At 66.1% G+C, this 17,373-nt stretch carries 18 protein-coding genes, 1 tRNA gene and 1 other RNA gene; 6 read left to right on the forward strand and 14 right to left on the reverse strand.

Going from position 1 to position 17,373, the window contains the following annotated elements; genetic code table 11:
- Positions 1-12 precede the first annotated feature (12 nt).
- From EV656_RS08530 to EV656_RS08560, 7 genes are all read right to left on the reverse strand, one after another.
- Positions 13-1,434 (reverse strand): cryptochrome/photolyase family protein, encoded by a 1,422-nt coding sequence (locus EV656_RS08530; RefSeq protein ID WP_132602275.1) that lies wholly within the window; start codon positions 1,432-1,434, stop codon positions 13-15.
- A 34-nt stretch (positions 1,435-1,468) separates the two neighbouring features.
- On the reverse strand, positions 1,469-2,698 hold the full coding sequence (locus tag EV656_RS08535; RefSeq protein ID WP_132602278.1) for an aminotransferase class V-fold PLP-dependent enzyme: 1,230 nt from the start codon (positions 2,696-2,698) through the stop codon (positions 1,469-1,471).
- A gap of 109 nt (positions 2,699-2,807) precedes the next feature.
- Positions 2,808-4,454: a BCCT family transporter gene (locus EV656_RS08540; RefSeq protein WP_132602281.1), complete on the reverse strand. Its 1,647-nt coding sequence runs from the start codon at positions 4,452-4,454 to the stop codon at positions 2,808-2,810.
- Between the two features lie 56 nt (positions 4,455-4,510).
- On the reverse strand, positions 4,511-4,936 hold the full coding sequence (locus EV656_RS08545; protein WP_132602284.1) for a universal stress protein: 426 nt from the start codon (positions 4,934-4,936) through the stop codon (positions 4,511-4,513).
- A gap of 228 nt (positions 4,937-5,164) precedes the next feature.
- Positions 5,165-6,157 (reverse strand): acryloyl-CoA reductase, encoded by a 993-nt coding sequence (gene acuI / locus EV656_RS08550; protein WP_132602287.1) that lies wholly within the window; start codon positions 6,155-6,157, stop codon positions 5,165-5,167.
- Between the two features lie 85 nt (positions 6,158-6,242).
- Entirely contained in the window at positions 6,243-6,791 is a 549-nt protein-coding gene (locus tag EV656_RS08555) for a toxin-activating lysine-acyltransferase (protein ID WP_132602290.1), read from the reverse strand.
- Positions 6,788-7,771 (reverse strand): Hint domain-containing protein, encoded by a 984-nt coding sequence (locus EV656_RS08560; protein WP_165918970.1) that lies wholly within the window; start codon positions 7,769-7,771, stop codon positions 6,788-6,790. Before EV656_RS08560 ends, EV656_RS08555 begins: the two co-directional genes overlap by 4 nt.
- Before the next feature lie 109 nt (positions 7,772-7,880).
- Between EV656_RS08560 and ssrA the strand changes: the two genes are divergently transcribed.
- The 6 genes from ssrA to EV656_RS08590 all read left to right on the forward strand — a co-directional run bounded on the left by ssrA (position 7,881) and on the right by EV656_RS08590 (position 11,251).
- Positions 7,881-8,232, forward strand: a transfer-messenger RNA (tmRNA) gene (gene ssrA, locus EV656_RS08565).
- 66 nt (positions 8,233-8,298) lie between these two features.
- Positions 8,299-8,724 carry an ester cyclase gene (locus EV656_RS08570; RefSeq protein WP_132602296.1) on the forward strand — a complete coding sequence of 142 codons (426 nt, stop codon included), beginning with the start codon at positions 8,299-8,301 and terminating at the stop codon, positions 8,722-8,724.
- A 128-nt stretch (positions 8,725-8,852) separates the two neighbouring features.
- Complete coding sequence (locus EV656_RS08575; RefSeq protein ID WP_132602299.1) at positions 8,853-9,329, forward strand: SspB family protein; 477 nt, start codon at positions 8,853-8,855, stop codon at positions 9,327-9,329.
- A 109-nt stretch (positions 9,330-9,438) separates the two neighbouring features.
- A complete protein-coding gene (gene fumC, locus EV656_RS08580) occupies positions 9,439-10,833 on the forward strand; it encodes a class II fumarate hydratase (RefSeq protein WP_132602302.1) in 1,395 nt (464 codons plus the stop codon).
- On the forward strand, positions 10,833-11,015 hold the full coding sequence (locus tag EV656_RS08585; RefSeq protein WP_132602305.1) for a DUF4169 family protein: 183 nt from the start codon (positions 10,833-10,835) through the stop codon (positions 11,013-11,015). Before fumC ends, EV656_RS08585 begins: the two co-directional genes overlap by 1 nt.
- Positions 11,012-11,251 (forward strand): ribbon-helix-helix domain-containing protein, encoded by a 240-nt coding sequence (locus EV656_RS08590; RefSeq protein ID WP_132602308.1) that lies wholly within the window; start codon positions 11,012-11,014, stop codon positions 11,249-11,251. The genes EV656_RS08585 and EV656_RS08590 overlap by 4 nt, the downstream gene beginning before the upstream one ends.
- Here the strand turns inward: EV656_RS08590 and pgi are convergent.
- The 7 genes from pgi to EV656_RS08625 form a co-directional block, all read right to left on the reverse strand.
- Positions 11,248-12,861 (reverse strand): glucose-6-phosphate isomerase, encoded by a 1,614-nt coding sequence (pgi, locus tag EV656_RS08595; RefSeq protein ID WP_132602511.1) that lies wholly within the window; start codon positions 12,859-12,861, stop codon positions 11,248-11,250. The genes EV656_RS08590 and pgi overlap by 4 nt on opposite strands.
- Positions 12,861-13,529 (reverse strand): 6-phosphogluconolactonase, encoded by a 669-nt coding sequence (gene pgl / locus EV656_RS08600; RefSeq protein ID WP_132602311.1) that lies wholly within the window; start codon positions 13,527-13,529, stop codon positions 12,861-12,863. The genes pgi and pgl overlap by 1 nt, the downstream gene beginning before the upstream one ends.
- Complete coding sequence (gene zwf / locus EV656_RS08605; RefSeq protein ID WP_132602314.1) at positions 13,526-14,980, reverse strand: glucose-6-phosphate dehydrogenase; 1,455 nt, start codon at positions 14,978-14,980, stop codon at positions 13,526-13,528. The genes pgl and zwf overlap by 4 nt, the downstream gene beginning before the upstream one ends.
- A 76-nt stretch (positions 14,981-15,056) precedes the next feature.
- The gene (locus EV656_RS08610; RefSeq protein WP_132602317.1) at positions 15,057-15,641 is read right to left on the reverse strand and encodes an HNH endonuclease; all 585 of its coding nucleotides are present in this window, start codon (positions 15,639-15,641) and stop codon (positions 15,057-15,059) included.
- A 217-nt stretch (positions 15,642-15,858) separates the two neighbouring features.
- On the reverse strand, positions 15,859-16,533 hold the full coding sequence (locus tag EV656_RS08615) for an alpha/beta hydrolase (protein ID WP_132602320.1): 675 nt from the start codon (positions 16,531-16,533) through the stop codon (positions 15,859-15,861).
- Positions 16,530-17,159 carry a DNA-3-methyladenine glycosylase family protein gene (locus EV656_RS08620; protein ID WP_132602323.1) on the reverse strand — a complete coding sequence of 210 codons (630 nt, stop codon included), beginning with the start codon at positions 17,157-17,159 and terminating at the stop codon, positions 16,530-16,532. Before EV656_RS08620 ends, EV656_RS08615 begins: the two co-directional genes overlap by 4 nt.
- A 130-nt stretch (positions 17,160-17,289) precedes the next feature.
- Positions 17,290-17,366: transfer RNA gene (locus tag EV656_RS08625), tRNA-Pro, on the reverse strand.
- Between the last annotated feature and the right edge of the window lie 7 nt (positions 17,367-17,373).

The raw sequence follows: 17,373 nt of genomic DNA on the forward strand, positions 1-17,373 counted from the left end.
CGGCAATCCCTGTCAGAATGTCCGTGCCTCATAGGCTGCCAGCGCGCGCTTGCGCCCCTCTTCTGCCGTGACGATGGGCGCCGGATAGGCCGCCTTTGGCGACATGTCCCAGGACCGCGGCACCGCGTCGAAATAGGACAGCGCGGTTTCCGAAGGATGGCGCCGCGCTTCAGCGATCCAGGCATCGACATAGTGCCGTTTCGGATCGAACTTCGTCAGTTGCGTGACCGGGTTGAACACCCGGAAATAGGGCGTGGCATCCGGCCCCGACCCCGCCGACCACTGCCACCCCATCGCATTGGCCGCCGGATCCCAGTCGATCAGCGTGTCGGCGAACCAGTCCAGCCCGATCCGCCAATGGGTCATCAGGTGCTTGGTCAGGTAGGAGGCCACGATCATGCGGCCCCGGTTGTGCATGGTGCCGGTGACGTAAAGCTCTCGCATGGCGGCATCGACGAACTCGATCCCCGTGCGGCCCCGTTTCCAGGCGACAACCTCGGGCGCGCTGTCGTCGGTGTTCCAGGGAAAACTGTCCCACTCTTGCCGCCAGTTGCCGGTCACGATGTGCGGGGTGTGCCAGACCAGATGATAGGCGAATTCGCGCCAGACAAGTTCCTTCAGAAACGTTTCGGCCCCCGGCTTGCCCTCTTCCATCGCGCGGCGGCCCGCATGCCAGCAACTGCGCGGCGAAATCTCGCCATAGGTCAGGTTTTCCGACAGGCGCGAGGTGCCATCGGCAGAGGGAACATCGCGGGCCTGCGCGTAATCGGCGATCTTTTCGGCGACAAAGCCGCCCAGCCGCCCCCTTGCCGCATCTTCGCCCACGCAGACATGGCGCGCGACAACCGCGGCACCCCGGTTCATCGCCGCGCCCATGCGCCAGTCTGACAGCCCCTCGCTCGCCGGCCAGGTTTCAGGGGCGGAAATGCGGGCCGGGGCGGGGGTGGGGTCTGGCACCTCGCGCCCGCACACCGTTTTCCAGAAAGGCGTGTAGACTTTGTAGAAACCGCCCTGCCCTGTCTCGACGCTCCACGGCTCGAACAACAGGTGACCGGGCACCGATCGCGCGTCGATCCCGTCGCCTTTCAGCGCCGCCTTGACCGCCTTGTCACGCGCAACGCTGTCGGGGTCGTAGGCGCGCGTCCAGATCACCGCCCCCGCGCCTGTTTCGGCAACCAGCGCGCGCAGCACGCTCAGCCCGTCGCCCCGGCGCAGGATCAGCCGCGAGCCGGAGCGCGCCAATGCCTGACCGAACGCCTCGATCCCCAGCCCCAGCCGCCATTTCGGGGCAGCGCCCAGCCCCTCGACCAGATCGTCATGGATGCAGACCGGGATCACGGGCCGCCCCGACGCGCAGGCGGCGTTCAGCGCGGGGTTGTCCGACAAGCGCAGGTCGCGCCGGACCCACCACAGGATCGGGGAATGATCTGTCATCGCATCCTACAAAGAGGCCCGAAACCGGGCGGGTTCAGAGTTCGGTATCTAGCGCGCCGATCAGGCGGTCAACCTCGCCCGGCAGGGTGTAGTGCAAGAGGCTGAGCCGCAAGACGCCCAGGCCCGGATCCACCCCCATGGCGGACAGCAGTCGCGGCGCGTAGAAATCCCCGCCCCCCGCCAGAATGCCATGGTGCGCCAGCCGTTCGGCGGCGGCAACGCCGGGTTCATCCAGCGCGATGGACACGGTGGGCAACCGTCCCCGCCCGGGCCGATCCGGCCCCAACAGACGCAAATCGGGGCGAGTGCGCAGGTAATCCAGCAGCGGGGACACCAGAAGGGTTTCCCGCGCGCGGATCATCTCGGCGACCTTGCCGGCCCGGCCCCGTGCATCGCGCCCGGCCCGGAAATGCTGATCGTAAAACGCATCCCAGTAATCCGCGATCCCCGCACAGGCGGCGATCTGGGCGTGATCGGGTCCGGCGGGCACCAGCCGCTTTAGCGGATCATCCGCGTTGAAGCAGTGCCCCTGGTTAGGCAGCCGATGCGCCAGTTCGCGCCGCACCACCATCAGCCCCTGATGCGGGCCAAAGGTCTTGTAGCTGGAAAACAGGTAGATATCGGCCCCGATCCGGCGCAGGTCCGGCAGGCCATGGGGCGCATAGGACACCCCGTCCACGCAGCTCAGCGCGCCTGCACCGCGCACCATCGCGCAGATCGCGGCGGCATCGTTAACCACGCCCAGGATGTTCGAGGCATGGGGAAAGCAGACCAGCCGCACCCGGCCGTCCAACAGCCGTTCCAGCGCATCGGGGGCTAGCTGTCCGGTTCCGGGGTCCACCTGCCATTCGCGGATTTCTATCCCGGCGGCTGCCAGCCGGCGCCAGGGGCCTGAATTGGCCTCGTGGTCCTGATCCGTCACCACGATGGCCGCCCCCGGTGCCAGCCACTCGCGAAAGGCCTGCGCCAGGACATAGGTGTTGGCCGTGGTGGAGGGGCCGAAATGCAGCTCGTCCCGGCCCACGCCCAGCAGGGCGGACAGACGATTGCGCGCCTCGTCCATCTCGGCCTTGGCCGCTTGCGCGGCGCGATAGGGCGCGCCGGGCTGAACCTTGTGCCGGTTGTAGAAGCGGTTCAGCCGCCAGACGGTGTAGCGGCAAGGAAGCGAGCCCCCGGCGTTTTCGCAGAAGACGCGGTCGCGCAACTCGGGGGCTCGGAAGCCGGGGAAATGGTTGCGAACAAAATCCGCATCGAACGCAACCATGAAACCTCCGGTCGGGAATGAACAGCGATCATCCAAACCCGTAACCGGGCCGCCGGGGCGATGCAAAGCCTTGAAATGCAATGCAATCGCGCTAGCGGCCCGGCAGGCGTCACAGGCGCCGTTCGCTGATCAGGCCGCGCACGATGGCAAAGCACATCAAGAGCAGGACCAGCGTGAATGGCAACCCGGTAGAGATCACCGCCGCCTGCAACGCGCCCAGTCCGCCGCCGACCAGCAGCACGATGGCCACGGCACCCTCAAAGGTGCACCAGAACACCCGCTGGGGCACCGGCGCGTCGATCTTGCCACCGGCCGTGATCGTGTCGATCACCAGCGAGCCGGAGTCGGACGAAGTCACGAAGAACACGATCACCAGCACGATCCCGATGACCGAGGTGATCGCCGCCAGCGGCAGCCCCTCCAGCATCGCAAACAGCGACATCGGCGGGTTGTAGCTGTCGATGACCTCGGCCTTAACCGCGCTGGCCGCCGGGTCGCTGAGCACCTGGTCGATCGCGGTCCCGCCAAAGACGGCCATCCACAGCACACAGACCAGGCTGGGCACCAGCAGCACGGCGATGATGAACTCACGCACCGTCCGGCCGCGGCTGACCCGCGCGATGAACATGCCCACAAAGGGCGACCAGGAAATCCACCAGGCCCAGTAGAAGGCCGTCCAGCCCTGCATGTAGCCGGTATCCTCGCGCCCGATGGGGTTGGAGAGCGCGACCAGTTCCGTGCCATAGGTGGTCAGCCCGGCGACGAAATCGCCCAGGATGGTCAGGGTCGGCCCCGCCAGCAGCACAAAGAGCAGCAGCAGCGCCGCCACGGCCATGTTGATTTCCGACAGCACCTTGACGCCGCCATCCAGCCCGCGCAGAACCGACACCAGCGCCACCGCCGTGATCGCCGTGATCAGGATGATCTGGACGCTGGTCGACTCGGTCACGCCAAAGACGTGGTTCAGCCCGGCATTCGCCTGCTGCGCGCCAAAGCCCAGCGAGGTCGCCAGCCCAAAGAGCGTGGCAAACACCGCCAGCGTGTCGATGACATGGCCCGTCCAGCCCCAGATGCGCTCGCCGAAGATCGGGTAGAAGGCCGAACGGATCGTCAGCGGCAGGCCCTTGTTGTAGGTGAACAACGCCAGCGCCAGGGCCACCACCGCGTAGATCGCCCAGGGGTGCAGCCCCCAGTGAAAGATCGTGGCCGCCAGCCCCATCTGGCGCGCGGCCTCGATGTTTTCGGGGATCAGCGTGCCATCCTCGGCGATGGGCGAAGGCACGCCCAGCGGCTCGGATATCGCCATGTGATAGACAGGCTCCAGCACGCCGAAGAACATCAGCCCGATCCCCATGCCCGCGGCAAACAGCATCGCGAACCAGCCGACATAGCTGTAATCGGGCGTGGCGTCCGCGCCGCCCAGCCGGACGCTGCCCAGCGGCAGCACGATCAGGATCAGGCAGAACACCACGAAGATGTTCGCCGCGCCCAGGAAGAACCAGTCGAAGGTCGATGTCAGGAAGGGCCGCAGCCAGCCGAACATGGCCGCGGCCTGTTCGGGCAGGGCCAGCGCGTAGAACACGAAGGCCATGATCGTCATCCCGGAAATCATAAAGACCGGGTTATGGATGTCGAAGCCGAAGGGGCCAACGCTGCCTTCGATGTTGTCCTGGCCGATTTCGTAATCGGTGTCGATCAGTTCCACCGGCCCCTCTGGATCGGGGATACCCTGCTGGTTTGTCGTTTCATCGGTCATGTTGCACTCTTCCCTCTGCTTGCGCCGGGGTTGTTGTTTTCGGTGTTGTCACGGGATCAGCCGTCGTCCTCGCGCACGAGAAAGACAGAGCTGTGGCCATGCAGCGCAAGCTTGCCGCCATGGGACGGCCACAGGTAATCGCGCAGCGCAGGCATGTGAGAGCCCATCAGCACCAGATCGGCGCCGATCTCTTGCCGGGCCTCATGCAGGACATGGTCCAGGTCGATCGCGGGATCGTGGCTGATCATCGCCTTCGATCGCGCGTCATGGCCGTATTTCGCCGCCTCGCCGCTTGCGAAATCGGCCAGCTTGGCGGTGAATTCCTCGGGGCTATGGGCCACCGGGCCGGGCTGCGGGGTCGTGACCCCGACATAGGTGACGGGCACCCCGTAATGGCGCGCCAGATCGCCGGTCACCTCCAGCGCCCGCTTCAACCGGTCGAGATGGGCAAGATCGACCGGGGCAAGGATATGGTTGAACACGTCGCACTCCCCTGTTCTGGCACCCGGACCAAAGGGGCGACCGCAGCCGCCCGGGACCGGGCGCGCGTGGTTGCTCGTGGGGAAATATCTCAGTTTCGCGCGTGTTTCCCCGGCAACAGCCTAGCCGGGAACGCGCAGTGGAACAACCGTCGCCCCGGCACGGCCCTGTTTGGCCTGTGCCGGGGCCGAGGGGTAGGCCAGGGGCGCTTGCCCACACCCCCTGCCCGGTCAGGCGTTGACGTCCACCACGACCCGCCCCTTGACCTGCCCCTTCAGGATGTCCGCACCCAGGCCCGGCAGGTCGGACAGGCGCGCGGGCTGGACCATCGCCTCCAGCTTGTCCATCGGCAGGTCGCTGGCGATCCGGTCCCACGCGCGGACGCGGTCGGCATAGGGGCGCATCACGCTGTCGATGCCCAGCAGGTTGACGCCGCGCAGGATGAAGGGGGTGATCAGCGCCCCCTCGATCGCGGCGCCGCCTGCCAGGCCCACCGCCGCAACCGAACTGCCGTATTTCATCTGTTTTAGAACACGGCCCAACATCGCCCCGGCCACCGCATCCACGCAGCCCGCCCAGCGTTCGCTTTCCAGGGGCTTGCGGGTCACCTCGGTCAGCTCTTCGCGCGGGACGATCTCGGTGGCGCCGAGATCACGCAGGTAATCCTCCGTTTCCGGGCGCCCGGTCACCGCGGCAACCTGATAGCCCAGATGCGCCAGGATCGCGGTGGCGACCGACCCCACACCGCCCGCGGCACCGGTGACCAGCACCGGCCCGTGTCCCGGTTCCAGCCAGTGATCCTCCAGCGCCATCACCGACAGCATGGCGGTCAACCCTGCCGTGCCCACGGCCATGGCCTGCCGCGTGCTCAGCCCCTCGGGCAGCGGCACCAGCCAGTCGCCCTTGACGCGGGCCTTTTGCGAATAGCCGCCCCAGTGGGCCTCTCCCACGCGCCAGCCGGTCAGCACCACGCGATCACCCGGCTTGTAGCGGTCGTCGCGGCTGTCCTGAACCGTGCCGGCGAAATCGATCCCCGGCACATGCGGATAGGCCCGCACCAGTCCGCCGCCCGGCCCGATGCACAGACCGTCCTTGTAATTCAGCGTGGAATACTCCACCGCGACCGTGACCTCGGCATCGGGCAGGCGATCCTCGTGCAAATCCTGCACTGCGGCCGCCGTCTTGCCCTCTGCATCCTTCTCCACCACCAGCGCCTTGAACATTCTCTCTCTCCCTGTCGGGGGCCCTTTCCGGCCCGCTCTCCTCCGACCGAGTCTTGGCAGAGACAATCAGCGATGGCGAGTCCCCTCAGCCGGGCGGCCGCCCGGCGGGCAGATCGTCGTCTGCCGCGGCAAAGAACTGGGCCTCGGTCATGACGCGCGACAGGCGGTCCGCCTGGAAATCGATGTGAACGATGCGCCGGGTGCGGTTGTCATCGCCGACCCGGCGAAACAGGAAGGACCGATCGGTGAAATGGCCCGGCACCATCAGCCAGCGCACCATGCTGGCGGCAAGACCGCGATAAGGGGCCACCATTTCGACGATCCACAGCCTGTCGCCCCCGTGCCAGTCCTCGGGGCGCAGAACCTCGCCCGTGATCAGGCGCCGCTCGGCCTCGGGCGTCATCCAGGCCCAGGTGATCATGCCCCTGGGCACATCGTCAAAGCGGAAGATGCGGAACTGACCCAGGGTCAGGGGCGGTTCCAGAAAGGTCCGCAGGCCCGCCACCGGCAACGCCGCATGGCGGCTGCTGCGGAACGTCAGGAACAGCATGTCGCCATAGGCGCGCAACAGGTTGGGCGACGGCTGTTCGAGCCGGGGCAGCGGCGTGCCGGTGCTGTCGGTCAGCCCACTCATGACGCGCGGTTCAGATCGGCGAAGAAGCTGCAGTCCAGCAACTGCCCTTCCCAGGGTTTCAGGCTGGGGCGCACCGCGTCGAAGGCGGCCGTTCCCAAGGCCAGTTCAGGGAACAGCCGGATCAGCTCATCACGGGTGGCACAGTCGAATTCCCGCATCGCGTAGGGGCCGGGGTGGAAACTCTCGGTCGGCGCACCCTCGGTAAAGATCAGCTCATGCCGGTCGAAAAGAAGGTGGAAATACTCGACCTCGCTTGCCGTGGTCTCCACAAGGATATCGCGGTCGTTGAGCAGGCTCTTGGCCGGCACCAGAACCTCGGGCTCGCCGAACAGCAATTCGGCCCGCCAGTCGCGCAACCAGACCCGGTGCTGCGGCGAGACCAGCAGATCGCGCCGGGGCAGACCATCGCCAAGCGTCCCTGCCCCGATGCGGATAGGGCGCAGGTCCGGGGCCTCTTGCAACTCGGCCGGGCCAAGGCGGCGCCGTCCGATCCAGCGGATCGGTACGGCGGGGCCGTCCAGGGTGCACACCCGGCCGCCCAACTCCAGGGCCTCGACCGGAACGGGGCCCGCCTCGGTCTCGACCAGCGTGCCGCGCGCAACGCAAATAAGGATGTTGATGACAACCTGATCGTCATCGTCATCGTAGCCGTCATAACCGACAACGGTGAAGCTGACGGTCTGGTTGCTGCCCGTCGCCAGGACCGCCGCCCGGTCGACCGTAAAGGTGAATTCGCCGGTCTCGGCATCCCAGGACAAGGTGCCGAAATCCGGCTGGTTCAGCGCGGAAAAGCTGTAGCCGTCCGCAGCCTCGCCCCGGTCGTCGCTGGGATCGTCGTATCGGACAACGTTGAAATCGCCGCTGACCGTCGTCGCGCCCGGATCGGCCAGGTCGAGCGTGAAGGTCCACGTCCCGACATCCTCGACGCCGCTGCCGACTGCACCAGTGACCTCACTGATGTTGTAGGTGCTAATACCCATGATGTACCTGCTCGATGCGCCTCTTGCGGACGCGTTGCTGACAAGATCATACCGATTTGACGGTGATCGGTCCAGCATCCGCTGACCGCCGCCGCCACGCGCCCTGATCGGGCTTGAACCCCGGCGCGACAATGCCTACCTTTGGAATGCCCCTCGGGGCTATGGCGATAAACGCGCCCGTAATAAGCGGATCGGACCCGGGGGCGGTACCCGGCGGCTCCACCAAGCTCCCTCATTGGCGGGATCATGGGGCCGAAACAGGATCGACGGACGTCTAAAGGGGTTAGCCTTCGCCCGGTGAGCGACCACCGTTATCGGTGCAAGCATGATAGTTGCCAATGACAACCGTGCTCCGGTGGCCGTTGCTGCGTAATGCGGTAACCAAACCGAAAACTTGAAGTCCTGTTCCTCTAGCAAGGGCAGGCGGGGTTCGCAGGTACCTGGCAACAGAAACCTGCACTTTCCCCTTTACCGAACGTGAACGGTTTTCCGTGACAACGATCCTGCAAACAGGATTGGGGTCCAGGATGAACCGTACACAACAACTGGAGGACTGGTATCGCCGGGTCTACCTGCAAGGGGAGCTGGACGCCGTCGAAACGCTGTTCACCGACAGCACGCGGGCACAGGGGCTGATGGCCGACGCCCAGGTCGGCCCCAAGGATATCCGCGTCTTTGTCATGGCGCTGATGCATCTGGTCGCTGCCCCCCACTTCCGGATCGTCAAGACGGTGGAGGCCGGCGACTGGCTGGCCGCGTTGATCGAGACCGAGGCGATCCGCGCCGATACCGGCCAGCCGATCCGCGTCACCGGCCAGCTGATGGCCCGGTTCCAGGATGGCCGGATCGCCGAGGCCTACAACAATTTCGATTTCCTCACCTTTTTCGAGCAGATGGGCCTGCTGCCAGAGCAATCCCTCGCCCTCGGCATGACGGGACAGAAGATTGCCTGACCCACGCGCCCGGATCGGTTGGCCCGTTCGGCAATCGGCGGGCGGCGCGGGAATTTGGCTGCCCCCCCTTCCCCTGATCTCCGAATCCCCTATGCTGTGCCCAAGCTCTATGATGGGGTTCCCACCGCATGTCGCACCAGATCGATTACGGCAAGTTGATGCACGCTGCCATGCGCAGCCTGATTCGAAAGGTGCTCTCGAACGTGGCCGAAAACGGCCTGCCGGGTGAGCACCATTTCTTCATCACCTTCGACACGACCGATCCCGATGTCGGCGTCGCCGATTGGCTGCGCGACCGCTACCCCGATGAGATGACTGTCGTCATCCAGCACTGGTTCGAGAATCTCGATGTCGGCGAGGACGGCTTTTCGGTCACGCTGAATTTCGGCGACAGCCCGGAACCGCTGTACATTCCCTATGACGCGATCCGAACCTTCGTGGACCCCTCTGTCGAATTCGGCCTGCGTTTCGAAACGCAGGAAGCCGAAGACGAGGACGAAACCGACGATCTGCTGCGGGACGACGCCCCCAACGACACCGCCGCCGAGGATGCGCCGGGCGCCGCCAAGGCCGAGGTCGTCAGCCTGGACCAGTTCCGCAAATAGAACCGGACAACCCGGCAGACCACGACGCGCCGCCAAGGCGGGCGCGATTGTCAACGCGCGACCGCCCCAGTATAGCTGTCCCGCGCCAAGACAGCAGAGAGGGACACCGATGACCGCCACCCGCACCGAGACCGACAGCTTCGGCCCGCTGGAGGTGCCCGCAGACAAGTATTGGGGCGCCCAGACCCAGCGAAGCCTGATGAATTTTCCCATCGGCTGGGAAAAGCAGCCCGTCGCCATCGTGCGCGCGCTCGGCGTCATCAAGCAGGCCTGCGCCGAGGCCAACATGGCGCTTGGGAACCTGGATGAAACCCGCGGCAAGGCCATCGTGCAAGCGGCCTCCGAGGTCGTGGCGGGCCAGTTCGACGACAACTTCCCGCTGGTCGTCTGGCAGACCGGATCGGGCACCCAGTCCAACATGAACGCCAACGAGGTGATCGCCAACCGCGCGATCGAAATCCTGGGCGGCACGATCGGCTCCAAGGACCCGGTGCACCCGAACGATCACTGCAACATGGGGCAGTCCTCGAACGACACCTTCCCCACCGCGATGCATATCGCCACCGCGATGAGCGTGCGCGATGTCCTGCTGCCGGGGCTTGAGGCGCTGCTGGCCGGGCTCGAGGCCAAGTCCGAAGAGTTCAAGGACATCATCAAGATCGGCCGCACCCACACCCAGGACGCAACGCCGCTGACCCTGGGGCAGGAATTCTCCGGCTACGCCCACCAGATCCGCCAGGGCATCGAACGGGTGAACGCCGCCCTGCCCGGCATCTACGAGCTAGCCCAGGGCGGCACCGCCGTCGGCACCGGGCTGAACACCAAGAAAGGCTGGGGCGAAACGGTCGCCGCCAACATGGCCCGCATCACCGGCCTGCCCTTCGTCACCGCCCCCAACAAGTTCGAGGCGCTGGCCGCCCATGACGCGATGGTGTTCATGTCCGGCGCTTTGGCCACGGTGGCAGGGTCGTGCTACAAGATCGCCAACGACATCCGCTTTCTGGGCAGCGGCCCCCGCTCGGGCCTGGGCGAGTTGATCCTGCCGGAGAACGAGCCGGGCAGTTCGATCATGCCGGGCAAGGTGAACCCCACCCAGGCCGAGGCGATGACGCAAGTTGCCGCCCATGTGATGGGCAACGACGCCGCCATCAAGTTCGCAGGCAGCCAGGGCCATTTCGAGTTGAACGTCTACAACCCGATGATGGCCTATAACCTGTTGCAGTCGATCCAGCTGCTGGGCGATGCGGCCGACAGCTTTACCCAGCGGATGCTGAACGGCATCCAGGCCAACGGCCCGCGCATCGAAAAGCTGATGACCGAAAGCCTGATGCTGGTAACCGCGCTGGCCCCCGAAATCGGCTATGACAACGCCACCAAGGTCGCCAAGACCGCGCACAAGAACGGCACCACGCTGAAGGAAGAGGCCATCGCGCTCGGCTTCGTGGATGCGGAAACCTTTGAGCGGGTTGTGCGCCCCGAACAGATGATCGGTCCCAAGGACTGATGTCCGGCGGCGTGGTCAACCTGCGCCAGGCGCGCAAGGCCAGGGCGCGCGATGCCAAGCGCGCCGAGGCCGACGCCAACGCCGCCAAACACGGCCGCACGAAACAGCAGCGCGCGCGGGAAGAGGCAGACGCCGCCCGCGCGCGCGCGCATCTGGACGGCCACGAGCGCACCCCGGAATGAGCGGGCGGCCGGTCAAGCATTCACTGACCCTGCGCGGGCACCGCACCAGCGTTTCCCTTGAGGATGAGTTCTGGGACGCCTTCCGCGAGATCGCGCGACAGGAGGGCAAACCGCTGAACGCGCTGGCCGCGGAAATCGATGCGGCACGCGGGATGGAAAGCGGTCTGGCCTCTGCGATCCGCCTTTACGTCCTGCGCCATTACCGCGACCGGGCGAACGGGCCGACGGCCCCCTAGCCTGCCTGCGCGCTGCGCACGAAGCCCAGCAACTGGGCGGTAGAGCCGTCGATATCCGCAGCCACACCATCGCCCGACAGCAGGGGTTCGACCGATTTGGCCAGTTCCTTGCCCAGTTCCACACCCCACTGATCGTAGGAATTGATCCCCAGGATCACGCCTTCGACGAACACGCGATGTTCGTACAGCGCGATGATCTGGCCCAAGATGCGCGGCGTCAGTTGCGGATAGATCAGCGTGGTGGACGGCCGGTTCCCCGGAAAGACCCGATGGCGGGCCTGCCGTTCCAGCTCCGCGCCGGTGAATCCCGCGTCGGCGGCGATCTCGCGCGCCTCGTCCAGGGACCGGCCGCGCATCAGCGCCTTGGACTGCGCCAGCGCATTGGCCAGCAAAAGGCGGTGATGATGCGCCAGATCGGGTTCATGCCCCTGCGCGGCAACCATGAATTCGCAGGGCACCACCTGCGTCCCCTGGTGGATCAACTGATAGAACGCGTGCTGACCGTTGGTTCCAGGCTCCCCCCAGACGACCGGGCCGGTGGGGCGCAGGGGCGGCGTGCCGTCCATGGTCACGCCCTTGCCGTTACTCTCCATCTCAAGCTGTTGCAGGTAGGCGGGCAACCGCGCCAGCCGCTGATCGTAGGGCAGCACCGCACGGGTCGCATGGCCCAGCACCTGCGCGTGCCAGATCCCCACCAGCGCCAGCAGAACGGGCATGTTTTCCGCCGCCGGCGCGGCCCGGAAATGGGCGTCCATGGCCGCCCCCCCGGCCAGGAAATCGTCGAACCGATCCGGCCCGATGGCAATCATCAGCGACAGCCCGATCGGCCCCCACATCGAGTATCGTCCGCCGACCCAATCCTCGAACCCGAAGACGCGCCCGGGATCGATGCCAAAATCCGCCGTCTTGTCCAGCGCCGAGGATAACGCCGCGAACTGATCGCCCGGGTCTTGCACCCGCTCTGCCATCCAGGCGCGGGCGGTTGCCGCGTTGGTCATGGTCTCGATCGTCGTGAAGGTTTTCGAGGCGACGATGACCAGCGTGGTTTCCGGGTTCAGCCCCTTCAGCGTGTCCGCGATATGTGCGCCGTCCACGTTGGATACGAAATGCACACGCGGCCCATCATGGTAGGGCGCCAGCGCCAGTACCGCCATCGCCGGCCCCAGGTCCGAGCCGCCGATCCCGATATTGACGACATCGGTGATCGCCCCCCCCTGCCCCGGATAGGCACCGCTGCGCACCTCATCGGCAAAGGCGCGCATGCGGGCCAGCGTTTCACGCACTCCCGGCATCACGTCGGCCCCGTCCACCGTGACCGATCCGCCGGGATTGCGCAGCGCGGTATGCAGCACGGCGCGCCCCTCGGTTTCGTTGATCCTGGCACCGGTGAACATCGCCTCGCGGCACTCGGCCAGCCCTGCGGCCTCAGTCAGGCGGATCAGCAGGGCGCGGGTGTCCGCGTCGATATTGGTCTTTGAATAATCGAACAGCATGCCCTCTGCGCGGACAGAAAACGCGGGCGCCCGCGCCGGATCCGCGAACAGCGCCGCCAGAGGACGGCCTTTGACCGATTGCGCCTGCGCATCGAGCGCGTCCCAAAGATCCTGCATCATTCCTCCTCCGTCCAGTGAACCGTCGCGCCCTTCAGCACCAGCGCGATCGGCGCGCGCTGCGGATCGGCCAATGCCGCGGCCCGCTCCAGCGCGGCCCGCTTGGCCGCACCGGTAATCAGGATATGCGTGGAAAGCGCTGCCCGCAGCACCGGCGCGGTCAGGGTAATCCGCGGCTCGGGCTGATCCGGCGGCGTGATCTGCATTACCGGGGGCGCATCGGGGGCAAGCGCGGACTCCAGCTCTGGCGCGCCCGGAAACAGCGAGGCGGTGTGCATGTCCTCGCCCATCCCCAGCACCAGCACGTTCAGCGGCAGCGCACGGGCCACCCGGTCGGCCAACCCCGCCATGCCGTCGGCACCGGGCCGCAGCCCCACGAACCGCGCCTGCGCGGCGGCCCCGGTCAACAGCCGCGCGCGCAACATCCCCTCGTTCGAGCGGGGATGGTCAGGCCCGACCAGCCGTTCGTCCGTAGGCAGGATGCGCACGCGGTCCCAATCCAGCGAGGTGCCGCACAGATCGTCATAAAGCGGCCCCGGCGTGCGCCCGCCGGGCAGCGCGACGCTGACGCGGTCCTCATGGGTCAGGGCGGCGTTGATCTCTCCGGCCAGAGTATTGGCCAGGTCGATCATCATCATTTCAGTATCGGCGTATTCGATCAGCTTCACGGTTTCACCTCCCGCCAGCGCCGCCCATCGCGATGCATCAGCATCAGCGCATCCTCTGGCCCCGAACTGCCCGGGTCATAGGATTGCGGCACTTCTTCGCGCGACTCCCACGCGGCGATGATCGGGTCGGTCCAGGCCCAAGCTGCCTCGACCTCGTCGCCGCGCATGAACAGCGTCTGGTTCCCCCTTATCACATCCATGATGAGCCGTTCATAAGCGTCCGCGATGTCGCGGTCAGATGTTCCCAGGGCCTCGGCAAAGGACATGTCCAGCGGCACCTCGACCAGGCGCATGCCGCCCGGTCCCGGCTCCTTGATCGTGACCTTCAGCTTGATGCCCTCGTTCGGTTGCAGGCGGATCGCCAGCACGTTGGATTTCTGCCCCTCCTGGGCACCGAAGATGGAGTGCGGCGGATCCTTGAAGGTGATCGCGATTTCCGAGGTCCGCGCGCGCATCCGCTTGCCCGTGCGCAGGTAGAAGGGCGTGCCCTTCCACCGCCAGGATGACACATGCGCCTTGAGCGCGATGAAACTTTCGGTGCGGCTGGCGGGGTTCTCGGCATCGTCCAGGTAACTGGCATGGCCATTCCCGGCGGCGTATTGCCCGCGCACGATGTCGGCCGGCTGCACCGGGTCCAGCGCGCGGATCACCTTCAGCTTTTCGTCGCGCACGGCGTCCGGCTCGAACGCGTAGGGCGGTTCCATCGCGATCAGGCACAGCAATTGCATCATGTGGTTCTGCACCATGTCGCGCATCGCGCCCGACTTGTCGTAATAGCCGCCGCGCCCGGCGACGCCCACGGTTTCGGCCACGGTGATCTGGATGTGATCGACGTATTGCGCGTTCCAAAGCGGCTCAAACAGCATGTTGCCGAAGCGGATGGCCATCAGGTTCTGGACCGTTTCCTTGCCCAGGTAATGGTCGATCCGATAAATCTGATGCTCGTCGAAATGGGCCGCCAGCGTGGCATTCAGGGCGCGGGCGGTTTCCAGATCGTGGCCGAAAGGCTTTTCCACCACGATCCGGCACTCCGCCGTGTTCATGCCATGGACGTGCAGCCGTTGCGCCAGGTCGCCGAACAGGCTGGGCCCGACCGAGAAGTAATAGGCCTGGACCACGTCCGCGCGCATGCGGGCCGCCAGTTCGGGCCACCCCGCCTCGCCCCGCACATCGATCGGCACATAGCCCAAACGGCCAAGGAACCGGTCCAGCGCCACCGTGTCGCGCAGATCGGCCGGCAGGGTCTCGTCCAGGACGCTGCGCACCTCTGCCCGCCAGGTGTCGTCGGTGAACTCCGTCCGCGCCGCGCCGATGATCCGCGCGCCCTCGGCCAGTTGGCCCGCCAGATCGCGGCGGTAAAGCGCGGGCAGGATCTTGCGCGTGGCCAGATCGCCCGTCGCGCCGAAGATCACCAGGTCAAACGTGTCGACCGGGATGACGCGTGAGACCATGGGACTCCCTTTCCCGTGTCGCCCGAGGGCGCGCTATCAATTCTCTACCATGTCCCGGTCACGGCGCAACCGCGCCTCAGGCTTCCAGCTCGGCATCCCAGTAAAGGAAGTCGATCCAGCTTTCGTGCAGGTAGTTGGGGGGGAATTTTCGCCCGGTGTTGCGCAATTCCTCGGCACCGGGCTGACGCGGTATCTTGCGCAGGGTCATGCCCGCCTGCCGAAGGCTCTTGGATCCCTTCTTGAGGTTGCAGCGCGAACAGGCGGCCACAACGTTTTCCCAGCTGGTGACGCCGCCACGGGCCCGGGGAATGACATGATCAAAGGTCAGATCCCCACGCGCGCCACAATACTGGCAGGAAAATTCGTCCCTCAGAAAAAGATTGAAGCGCGTGAAGGCCACGCGCTTCTGCGGTTTGACGTAATCTTTCAGCACCACGACCGAGGGTATTCGGATTTCCCGCGACGGGCTGCGCACCACATGGTCGTATTCCGCCACGATATCCACCCTGTCCAGAAAGGCCGCCTTCACCGCCTCTTGCCAGGGCCACAGGGATAATGGGTAGTAGGAAAGCGGGCGGTAATCTGCATTCAGCACAAGGGCCGGATGGTCCCTCAGGCCTGCCGGCTCACGCACGAATGAGGTTCTGAAATCGCCATCCATCAAGAGACTCCGCCTCCGCCCCGTCTGTCCGTCCCTGGACCCGAAGCGGGACGCGCCCGCCCCTGACCTGAGAGTTACTATATATGGCGTTCACCGCCTGACAAGCCTCGCAGATGCGGTAGGCCTGCCCGGTAGGTAGCGCGCATGCGTAACGGGCATGTGACGGGTGGCAAGGTCGGGTTATCGGGCAGGTTGCGGATGGCGCCCGGCGCGCCCCTCACTCTGCCCGCGCGATCCCCAGTTGTTCCTGCATGAAGGCCAGCGCCACGCTCAGCCCGTCCGGCGCGATTCCGTGGCCGGTGCCCTTCATCACATGGGCATAGACATCGAACCCCGCAGCAGTCAGGGCATTGCCCGCCTCTGGCAGGGCCTGCACCGGGACAACGTCATCGGCATCGCCATGCACCAGCAGGACCGGCGGCTTTTCGACCGTGTCGTCCTCCAGCAACTCGGGCCGCAGCAAACGCCCGGAAAAACCGACAAGCCCCGCATAGGCCGGGCTGCGCCGCGGCCCCACATGCAGGGCCATCATCGTGCCCTGGGAAAACCCGAAAAGGATGGTGTGATCCGGGCCGACCCCCTCTTCCGCGGCGACCTCGTCCAGCCAGGCATTCAGGTCGTCCACTGCGCGCAGCATCCCGACCTCGCTGGCCTCCTCGGTGGAACCATCGATCCAGGGCACGGGGAACCACTGATAGCCAAAGGGTGCCCCGGCGCAGGATTCGGGCGCGTCAGGCGCCAGAAAGGCGGTGCCGGGCATATGCGGCGCCAGGGGATCGGCCAGTCCCAGCAGGTCTGCGCCATTCGCCCCGTAGCCATGCAGGAAAATCACCAGCCGTTCGGCCTCTCCCTTTGCCGCGCCCGCGCGGCCCGCTTGCAAGCTTCGTGTCACCGGATGCCCTCCCTGTCCTTGGCCACCCGGTAGTAGGCCCAAAGCGCGCGCGCCGCAACGGCCCGCCAGGGCGCCCAATCCTCTGCCATCGTCCGTAGCGCGCGTTCCCGCGGGCGTTCGGGCAGATCGAACAGCATCCGCGCGGATTCCTGCAGCGCAAGATCCGCGGGCGCAAACACATCCGCCCGCCCTAACGAGAACATGGCGTAGATCTCTGCCGTCCAGCGGCCGATGCCGGGCACCTCGACCAGGCGGGTGACGACCTGATCGGTCGGCGTGGTGCGCAAGGCGGGGAAATCGATCCCGGCCGCGGCCAACGCCCGGGCATAGCGAATCTTCTGCCGCGACAGACCGCAGGCGCGCATCGCCTCGTCCTCGGCGGCCAGGATCGCGGCGGGCTCGGTCAGCCCGGCCGCCTGCATGCGGCCCCAGATTGCCTCGGCCGCGGCAACGGAAACCTGCTGGCTGACAATGGCCGACAAGAGTGCGGCAAACCCGTCGGGCCGCCGGCGCAGCGGCAACGGGCCGGTCAGCGTCAGAACATGGGCAAAGCGCGGCTCGACCCGCGCAAGGTAGTCCGCCCCTTCGGCAACGCAGTCCTCGGTTTCGATGATCCGTCCCACCATGGGGCGAGTTAGGACACAGACGCCCGCAGGTCACAAGGCATGGCAACGGCCAAAGCCCGCGAAAAGCCACCACCATCGCCTTGGCGACGCGTTCTTTCCGGCAAGAACCGGATCACAAGCTGTTTGAAAATGGTCGGAGTGAGAGGATTCGAACCTCCGGCCCCTGCCTCCCGAAGACAGTGCTCTACCAGGCTGAGCTACACTCCGACCGTGC

Source organism: Rhodovulum adriaticum, assembly GCF_004345735.1.
In the GTDB taxonomy this organism is placed as follows: domain Bacteria; phylum Pseudomonadota; class Alphaproteobacteria; order Rhodobacterales; family Rhodobacteraceae; genus Rhodovulum; species Rhodovulum adriaticum.